Source organism: uncultured Roseicyclus sp. (assembly GCF_937892565.1).
In the GTDB taxonomy this organism is placed as follows: domain Bacteria; phylum Pseudomonadota; class Alphaproteobacteria; order Rhodobacterales; family Rhodobacteraceae; genus Roseicyclus.
In genome coordinates this window covers 18796-27349 of sequence record NZ_CALAHQ010000083.1, presented here as the reverse complement: position 1 = coordinate 27349, position 8554 = coordinate 18796, and the positions used below count along the sequence as shown (strand labels likewise).

The following is an 8554-nucleotide window of genomic DNA, read 5'->3' as shown; positions in this document are numbered from 1 at the left end:
GCCTTGGGCACGCTGGTCATCGGTTTCGCGATGACCTATTTCGACCCAAAGGCCCAAGCGGGGAAGCCACCATGCGTCTTGTCCTGTTATCCAGCGCCCTCTGGTTTGCGCTGGACCAGATTTCGAAATACGTCGTGGTCCATGCCATGGATCTGGCCACACGCGGCATCATCGAGGTGGCCCCCCCCTATCTGACCTTCAAGATGGGCTGGAACACCGGCATCAATTTCGGCCTGTTTTCGGGTGGCCCCGAGGTGATGCGCTGGCTTCTGATTGCCTTGGCGCTAGGTATCACGGGCTGGCTTTTGTGGTGGGCCAAGCACGGGCTGACACGGCCCATCGCGCTGATATCGGCCGGCGCGGTGATCGGCGGGGCGCTGGGAAACACCCTTGATCGCCTGCTCTACGGGGCCGTGGCGGATTTTCTGAACATGTCATGCTGCGGGGTCCATAACCCCTTTGCATTCAACATCGCCGATATCGGCATCTTCGCGGGGGCCTTTGGCTTGCTGATCTTTGCCAATGACAGCAAGATGGACCGTGACGGGGCCTGAGATTTGCGATAGACCCCGACCCCGAGGATGACGAAGGATCGTTGCATGCCGCGCCTGTTTTCCAGCCTGACGCTTGGTGCCGCGCTGATCGCGCTGGTGGCCTGCGGCGGGGGCGATCCACGTCTGATGAACATCCGCAATACCGAATCCGGCCCGGATGAATTCTCGATCCTGCCGACCCGACCGATCGAGGTTCCCCAAGACCTGAGCTTGCTGCCAGAGCCGACACCGGGGGGGGTGAACCGCACCGATCCCGATCCGCAAGGCGACGCGGTCCGCGCCTTGGGCGGCAATCCCGATCGCGGCAACCAACAGGCGGGCGGCATCACCGCCTATGCCGCACGCTTTGGCGTGTCACCCGACATCCGCGATGTGCTGGCGCGCGAGGATCTGGATTTCCGCCGCGAGAACAGGGGGCGCCTGTTGGAACGCCTGTTTAACACCAATGTCTATTTCAGCGCCTATCGCGACATGTCGCTTGACACCTATGCCGAATTGGCGCGCCTGCGCCGCGCGGGTGTGCGCACGCCTGCCGCCCCACCCGAAGGCCTTGACCGGGACTAAGGCCGCTCACGGCTTTGTCAGCCACGGTTGATCCCTGATGGCCTACGGTTATCTTGCCGACCACAGCACCCCAACCGGAGGATGTGCATGCTGCGCCATGTTGCGACCAGATTGGGTCTGACCCTTTTGCTGAGCCTGCCCCCGATGCTGGCGCAAGCCGCAGGCGAGGTGACCGAATTCTATCTCGACAATGGCATGCAGGTCGTGGTGATCGCCGATGACCGCACCCCGGCCGTGACCCATATGGTCTGGTATCGCGTGGGTGCCGCCGATGAACCACCGGGCCTTTCGGGGATTGCGCATTTCGTCGAACACCTGATGTTCAAGGCGACCGACGATGTGGCATCGGGCGAATTCAGCCGCGTGGTCGAGGCCAATGGCGGGTCGGACAATGCGTTTGTGTCCTGGGATTACACCGCCTTTTTTCAGCGCGTCGCCGCCGACCGGCTTGGCCTGATGATGCAGATGGAAGCCGACCGGATGCGCGATCTGGTTTTCGACCCTGTCGAGGTGGACACCGAACGCTCGGTCATTCTTGAGGAACGCGCCCAGCGCACCGAAAGTTCGGCCGGCGCGCTTTTCAATGAACAGATGCGCGCGGCTTTGTTTCTCAACCACCCCTACCGCATCCCCGTGATCGGCTGGCGCCACGAGATGGAGCGTTTGTCAGCCGACCATGCCCGCGCCTTTTATGACACATGGTATCACCCCAACAACGCGATCTTGATCGTGGCGGGTGCGGTCAGCCCCGATGACGTGCGCGCCCTCGCCCAAACGCATTACGGGGCGATCCCCGCGTCGGACCGCTTGCCCAACCGCGCCCGCCCAACCGAACCGCCCCATATTGCCGACCGCCGCGTCCATCTTGCCGATGCCCGCGTGGCCAATCCCTATGTTTCGATCCAGATGCTGGCCCCGGTGCGCGAACCCGGCGATCAGGCCGAAGCGGCCGCGCTGGTCTATCTGGCCGAATTGCTGGGCGGCAGCGGCCAGACATCGCTGATGGCGCGCCGGTTGCAGATCGAGGAAGAACGCTCGCTTTACGCCGCAGCCTTTTACGACCCGACCGGCGTTGATCCTTCGGGGTTCAGCCTGATCAACGTGCCTGTCCCCGGCCTGTCGCTGGAGGAGGCCGAGGCCGATATCTGGCGCATGATCGACAGCTTGCTGGCCGATGGCATCGATGCCGATCATTTTGCGCGCATCCGGTTTCAGATCGAGGCCGGCAAGATCTACGAAGAAGACAACACCCAATCGCTCGCCCGCAGCTGGGGGATGGATCTTGCCTCGGGGTTGAGCGTGGCCGACATTCAGGGCTGGCCCGATGTTCTGGCCGCCGTCACGCCCGATGATGTGATGACCGCCGCCCGGCGCCTGTTCAGCGACCCGGCGACCGTCACAGGCTTTTTGCTTCGGCCCGAACCCACAGAGGTCAGCCAATGATCACCCGCATCGCAGCCGCCCTGATCGCGGCATGTCTCGCCTTTCCCGCCGCCGCCACGGCCACCACGATCAAGATCGACGAGGTCACATCCCCCGGCGGCATCAAGGCCTGGCTGGTCGAAGACGCCTCGATCCCCTTTGTGGCGCTGGAATTCTGGTTTGTCGGCGGCTCGGTCCTGGACCCGCCCGGCGCCCGCGGCGCCACCCATCTGATGATGGGTCTGCTCGAAGAAGGTGCGGGTGATCTGGATGCGCAAGGCTTTGCCGCCGCGCGCGAGGGGCTGGCAGCCAGTTTCGACTTTGACAGCGCGCGCGATGCCGTCACCATCAGCGCCCGGATGCTGAGCGAGAACCGCGATCAGGCGGCCGATCTGTTGCGCCGTGCCTTGAATGAGCCACGCTTTGACGCGGTTGCCATCGAGCGGGTGCGCGCTCAGGTTCTGGCGATGATCGAAGGCAATGCCCGCGACCCCGATGACATCGCCGGCACGACCTTCAACCGGCTCGCCTATGGCGATCACCCCTATGGCACGGCCCAGACAGGCACGGCCGAAAGCGTGGCCGCGCTGACGCGCGAGGATATCGTGGCGGCCCATCGCGCGGCGCTGACGCGGGGACGCGTGGTGGTGGGTGCCGCGGGCGATATCACGCCTGTGGAATTGGGCGCGCTGATCGACCGCATTCTGGGCGATCTGCCGCCCGAGGCCCCGGCGCGGCCGGGCCCCGCCGATTTCGCGCTGGACGGCGGGGTAACGGTCATCGATTTCCCGAGCCCGCAATCGGTCGCTTTCTTCGGCCATCTGGGGATCGACCGCGACGATCCCGATTTCTTCGCGGCCTTTGTGCTGAACCAGATCCTTGGCGGTGGTGGCTTTCAGTCGCGCCTGATGAAAGAGGTGCGCGAGGCCCGCGGCCTGACCTATGGCATTGGCACCTTCCTGTCGCTGGCCGATCTGTCGCCCGGGATGCTGGGACAGTTTTCATCCTCGAACGATCTGATGGGCCAAGCCATCGATGTGGTGAAACAGCAATGGGCCGATCTGGCGGCAAACGGCGTCACGCAACAGGAACTTGACGATGCGATCCGCTACATGACCGGCGAATACCCGCTGCGTTTCGACGGCAATGGCACGATCGCGGGCATTCTGGCGGCGATGCAATCCGATGACATCCCCGTTGAATATGTCACCAATCGCAACGCCTATGTGGAGGCCGTGACCCTCGAGGATGTGCGCCGCGTGGCCGCCCGCCTGTTGCGCCCGGAGGATCTGCATTTCGTCGTGGTTGGCCAGCCGACGGGCTTATCCCCCGGAAATTGACCGCTCGGCCCTTGGCCCGACCCCGGGGGACATGCTAGGTTTAGCGGTATGTCTGGTGATGACCCCAATATGAGCCGTCCCCTCATCCGCCAATTGGATGAAGCCGCGATCAACCGGATCGCGGCGGGCGAGGTCGTGGAACGTCCGGCCTCGGCGGTGAAGGAGTTGGTGGAAAACGCGCTCGACGCGGGGGCGCGGCGCGTGCTGATCGAGGTGGCCCATGGCGGCAAGTCGCTGATCCGCGTCACCGATGATGGCTGTGGCATGGGCCCCGAGGATCTGCCCTTGGCGCTGGCGCGTCACGCCACCTCCAAGATCGACGGCAGCGATCTGCTCAACATCCAGAGCTTCGGCTTCCGCGGCGAGGCGTTGCCGTCGCTGGGCGCGGTGGGGCGGCTGAAAATCACCAGCCGCACCGCGGGTCTTGCGGCGCATGAAATTGCCGTCGAGGGCGGGGTGATGGATGGCCTGCGCCCAGCCGCCCTGTCACGGGGCACCATCGTGGAATTGCGCGATCTGTTCTATGCCACCCCCGCACGGCTGAAATTCCTGCGCAGCGACCGCGCCGAAATGCAGGCGATCACCGATGTGGTCCGCCGTCTTGCGATGGCGCAACCCGGTGTGGGTTTCACCCTCAGGGACATGACCGATGAGGGGCGCGTGGTGCTGCGGGCCGATGCGGAAAGTGGCGACATGTTTGATGCGCTGGCCGGGCGGCTTGGCGGGCTGTTGGGGCGGGAATTCATCGACAACGCGCTGCGCATCGATGCCACGCGCGACGGGCTGGGATTGCGCGGCTATGCCAGCCTGCCCACCGCGTCGCGCGGCGCATCGGTCGCGCAATTCCTGTTCGTCAACGGCCGCCCGGTGCGCGACAAGCTGCTTTATGGCGCGCTGCGCGCGGGCTACATGGACGTGCTGGCGCGCGACCGCCATCCGGCGGCGGCGCTGTTTCTGGACTGCCCCCCCGAACGGGTCGATGTGAATGTCCATCCCGCCAAGGCCGAGGTGCGCTTTCGCGACCCCGATCTGGTGCGCGGGCTGATCGTGTCGGCGCTGCGCCATGCGCTGGCGGGGGCGGGCCCGCAAAGCGCCACGACGATGCGCGATGGCATGCTGGCCGCCTTTCGCCCCGAGACGGGTGCCCCCCCGCGCGTCTATCAGATGGACCGCCCCAGCCAGACAAGCCTGTCGCGCGCCCGCGACTGGCAAGCGCCACACCTGGCCGAAGCCCCCGCGCCATGGATCCCGACCGCCCGCATCGACGACGCGCCACCACCGCCCGAGGTGATGACCCGCCCCTTGGGGGCCGCCCGCGCGCAGGTGCACGAAAACTACATCATCGCCCAGACCGAAACCGGCGTTGTGATCGTCGATGCCCATGCCGCCCATGAGCGGTTGGTCTATGAACGCCTCAAGCGCCAGATGGAGGCGACCGGCGTGGCGCGTCAGGCGCTGTTGATCCCGGAAATCGTGACACTGGGTGACGGGGCCGCCCGGTTGCTTGCGCATGCGGACGATCTGGCCACCCTTGGGCTGATGATCGAGCCCTTTGGCCCCGGCACCATCGCGGTGCGCGAAACCCCGGCCCTGCTTGGCACGGGCGCGGTCGAACCGCTTGTGCGCGACATTCTCGATCAGATCGTCGATCTGGACCGGTCCGAGGCGCTGCGGGCGCGGCTTGACGCGGTGCTGTCGCGCATGGCCTGTCACGGATCGGTCCGCACAGGCCGCCGCATGACCGCCGATGAGATGAACGCGCTCTTGCGCGAGATGGAAGCGACGCCAAGATCGGGCCAGTGCAACCATGGGCGGCCCACCTTTGTCGCGCTGGAACTGAGCGATATCGAAAAACTCTTTGGGCGGACATAAGCCATGGAAAACGCCCCTGTCTTTGCCTTTCTCGATGCGCTCGCCGCGTCGGTGCGCGCTGCATCACCCTTTGGGGCGGACGTCGACCCGTTGCCAGCCTATCTGCTGGTGGTGCTGCTGGTCGTGCTGGTGCTGATCGCCATGCTGGTCTGGCGCGGTGTGCATCTCGGACGGGCCAGGCGTGGTCTGGCCGAGATCGAAACCCTGCGCCGCCAGATCGCCGTGCACGAGGCACGCGCCGAACGTCTGCCACAGCTGGAACAGGCCCTGACCGACCTGCGCGAAGATCGCGATGGCCTGCTGGGTGCGCTCAATCAGGCCGAAGCCAGGCTTGAGACCGTCGAAAAAAGCCATTCCGCACGGCTTGAGGAATTGCGCGGCCTGAACGCGGCGCTGCAAAACCAGTTCAAGACGCTGGCCAGCGACGTGCTGGAGGGCAATTCCCGCGCTTTTCTGGACCGGGTGAGCGAACGCTTTACCACGCATGCCGAAACCGCCCGCGCCGAATTGGACGCCCGGCAGAAAGCCATCGACGGCATGGTCAAGCCACTGAACGAGCGGCTGGGCGCGTTCGATACGATCTTGCGCGAGATGGAAAAGCACCGCACCGACGCCTATGGCGCCATCCGCGAACAGGTGGAACATCTGACGCTGGGTCAGGCGCAGCTGTCGGGCGAAACCCGCAAGCTTGTGCAAGCGCTGCGCGCGCCCAAAACGCGCGGGCGCTGGGGCGAGATGCAGCTGCGCCAGGTGTTCGAGCTGAGCGGCATGGCCGAGCATGTGGATTTCGAAACCGAGACCAGCCACCGCACCGAAGACGGGCTGCAGCGCCCCGATGCCGTCGTAAAGATGCCCGGTGGGCGGTCTTTGGTGATCGATGCCAAGACCTCGCTCGATGGGTATCTGGATGCGCTGGAGGCTGACACGCCCGAGGCACGCGATAGCGCCATCACACGCCATGCGCGCCAGGTGGCCGACCATGTGCGGCTCTTGTCGTCCAAGAAATACCACGAACTGTTGATCGATACACCCGACTTCGTGGTGATGTTCATTCCGGGCGATGTGTTCTTGTCAGCGGCCGTGGAAAGCGACCCGGCGCTTTTGGAGCGCGCGATGCGCGCGCGCGTGGTCATCGCCACACCCTCGACGCTCATCGCGCTGCTCAGAACCATCGCCCTTGGCTGGCAGCAAGAAGCGGTTGCCCAGAACGCCGTCGCAATCCACCAAGAGGCCAAGGATCTCTATGGACGCCTGTCGGTCTTTTCTGCGCATCTGCAAAAGCTGGGACAGTCGCTGACCCGATCGGTGGAAAGCTACAACAAGGCGATGGGCTCGCTCGAGGCGCGGGTGCTGCCATCGGCCCGCAAGCTCGAGGCGATGCAGGTGGTCCAATCCCCCGCACCCGAGTTGCAAGATGCGCCCCGGGTCGAAGCGGTACCGCGCCTTTTGAGCGCGCCCGAACTTATCGGGTCTGATCCGACCGAAGGGTGAGCGGGGCGCAAAACGCAAGTTTTGCGCGTGGGAAAACCCCGGTTTTCCCGTGCGTTTTCCTTGCGGAAAACGCCCCCCTCACACCCGCTCGATCGCGATGGCCGTGCCCTCGCCGCCGCCGATACAGATCGCGGCGACCCCACGTTTCAGCCCGTGGCGTTCCAGGGCGTTCAAAAGCGTCACCATGATCCGCGCCCCCGAAGCCCCGATGGGATGGCCCAGCGCACAGGCCCCGCCATGCACATTCATCGTGTCACGCGGCACCCCCATTTCACGCATGAAGGCCATGGGGACCACGGCAAAAGCCTCGTTCACCTCCCACAGATCGACATCATCCACCGACCAGCCCAGCCGGTCGAGCAGCTTGCGCGCTGCGCCGACGGGCGCGGTGGCAAAAAGCGCGGGTTCTTGCGCGTGGCTGGCGTGAGCCAGCACCCGCGCGCGCAGGCGCAGCCCTTGCGCCTCGGCGGTGGCCCGGCGTGCCATCACCAGCGCCGCCGCCCCGTCCGAAATCGACGAGGAATTGGCCGCGGTCACCGTGCCGCCCGTGCGGAACGCGGGCTTCAAGAGCGGGATCTTTTCGGGTCTCGCATTGCCCGGCTGCTCATCGCGCGAAATCACCTTCGCGCCCTTGCGGCCGTGCAGGGTCACGGGGGCAACTTCGGCCATGAATGCGCCCATGGCGATGGCGTTCAGCGCATTTTCCAGCGATCCCAATGCGTAGGCATCTTGATCGGCGCGGGTGAATTGGAACGCCTCGGCGCAATCCTCGGCGAAGCTGCCCATCAGGCGGCGCGCGCCTTTTTCATCGCGGTCATAGGCGTCTTCCAGCCCATCGAGGAACATGTGGTCTTGTGCCTGCGCGTGGCCCATCCGCGCGCCGTCGCGCATGGCCGGCAAAAGATAGGGGGCGTTGCTCATCGATTCCATTCCGCCCGCGACCACGACATCGGCGCGGCCCAGCGCCAGCGCATCCCAGGCCAGCATCGCGGCCTTCATGCCCGAGCCGCACATCTTGTTGAGAGTTGTGGCAGGCACCTGCTTGGGAAGGCCCGCCGCAAAGCCCGCCTGACGCGCCGGCGCCTGACCCTGACCAGCGGGCAGAACGCAGCCCATCAACAGCTCATCCACGGCATGGGCCGCGACACCGGCATCCGCCAGCGCGGCGGCAATGGCCACACCGCCCAGATCGGCCGCGCTGGCCGCGGTCAATTCGCCCTGAAAGCCACCCATCGGCGTACGCGCTGCGCCCGCGATCACCACCTCATGCATCTTTCGGCCCTTTTCCTGCGTCGCTCACCGGTTGGTAAG

The 8554-nt window shown here is 65.4% G+C and carries 7 protein-coding genes; 6 read left to right on the top strand and 1 reads right to left on the bottom strand.

What is annotated here, in order from left to right; all coding sequences use genetic code 11:
• Positions 1-71 precede the first annotated feature (71 nt).
• The 6 genes from lspA to rmuC all read left to right on the top strand — a co-directional run bounded on the left by lspA (position 72) and on the right by rmuC (position 7243).
• Entirely contained in the window at positions 72-554 is a 483-nt protein-coding gene (gene lspA / locus Q0094_RS11835) for a signal peptidase II (RefSeq protein ID WP_297619703.1), read from the top strand.
• A gap of 45 nt (positions 555-599) precedes the next feature.
• Positions 600-1118, top strand: a complete 519-nt coding sequence (locus tag Q0094_RS11830; RefSeq protein WP_297619700.1) for a DUF3035 domain-containing protein — start codon at positions 600-602, stop codon at positions 1116-1118.
• A gap of 87 nt (positions 1119-1205) precedes the next feature.
• Complete coding sequence (locus Q0094_RS11825; RefSeq protein ID WP_297619697.1) at positions 1206-2561, top strand: pitrilysin family protein; 1356 nt, start codon at positions 1206-1208, stop codon at positions 2559-2561.
• Positions 2558-3880, top strand: coding sequence for a pitrilysin family protein (locus tag Q0094_RS11820; protein WP_297619694.1), 1323 nt, complete (start codon positions 2558-2560; stop codon positions 3878-3880). The genes Q0094_RS11825 and Q0094_RS11820 overlap by 4 nt, the downstream gene beginning before the upstream one ends.
• Before the next feature lie 48 nt (positions 3881-3928).
• Positions 3929-5752, top strand: a complete 1824-nt coding sequence (mutL, locus tag Q0094_RS11815) for a DNA mismatch repair endonuclease MutL (protein WP_297619692.1) — start codon at positions 3929-3931, stop codon at positions 5750-5752.
• Between the two features lie 3 nt (positions 5753-5755).
• On the top strand, positions 5756-7243 hold the full coding sequence (gene rmuC / locus Q0094_RS11810) for a DNA recombination protein RmuC (RefSeq protein ID WP_297619688.1): 1488 nt from the start codon (positions 5756-5758) through the stop codon (positions 7241-7243).
• 78 nt (positions 7244-7321) lie between these two features.
• On the opposite strand, the gene Q0094_RS11805 is transcribed toward rmuC, so the two are convergent.
• Entirely contained in the window at positions 7322-8515 is a 1194-nt protein-coding gene (locus Q0094_RS11805; protein WP_297619685.1) for an acetyl-CoA C-acyltransferase, read from the bottom strand.
• Positions 8516-8554 lie beyond the last annotated feature (39 nt).

What these genes read in the sequence shown, in the direction of transcription:
- Q0094_RS11820 (WP_297619694.1), top strand. Translation starts at nt 2,558, where the DNA reads ATGATCACCCGCATCGCAGCCGCCCTGATCGCGGCATGTCTCGCCTTT.
- mutL (WP_297619692.1), top strand. Translation starts at nt 3,929, where the DNA reads ATGTCTGGTGATGACCCCAATATGAGCCGTCCCCTCATCCGCCAATTG.
- rmuC (WP_297619688.1), top strand. Translation starts at nt 5,756, where the DNA reads ATGGAAAACGCCCCTGTCTTTGCCTTTCTCGATGCGCTCGCCGCGTCG.
- Q0094_RS11825 (WP_297619697.1), top strand. Translation starts at nt 1,206, where the DNA reads ATGCTGCGCCATGTTGCGACCAGATTGGGTCTGACCCTTTTGCTGAGC.
- lspA (WP_297619703.1), top strand. Translation starts at nt 72, where the DNA reads ATGCGTCTTGTCCTGTTATCCAGCGCCCTCTGGTTTGCGCTGGACCAG.
- Q0094_RS11830 (WP_297619700.1), top strand. Translation starts at nt 600, where the DNA reads ATGCCGCGCCTGTTTTCCAGCCTGACGCTTGGTGCCGCGCTGATCGCG.
- Q0094_RS11805 (WP_297619685.1), bottom strand. Translation starts at nt 8,515, where the DNA reads ATGCATGAGGTGGTGATCGCGGGCGCAGCGCGTACGCCGATGGGTGGC.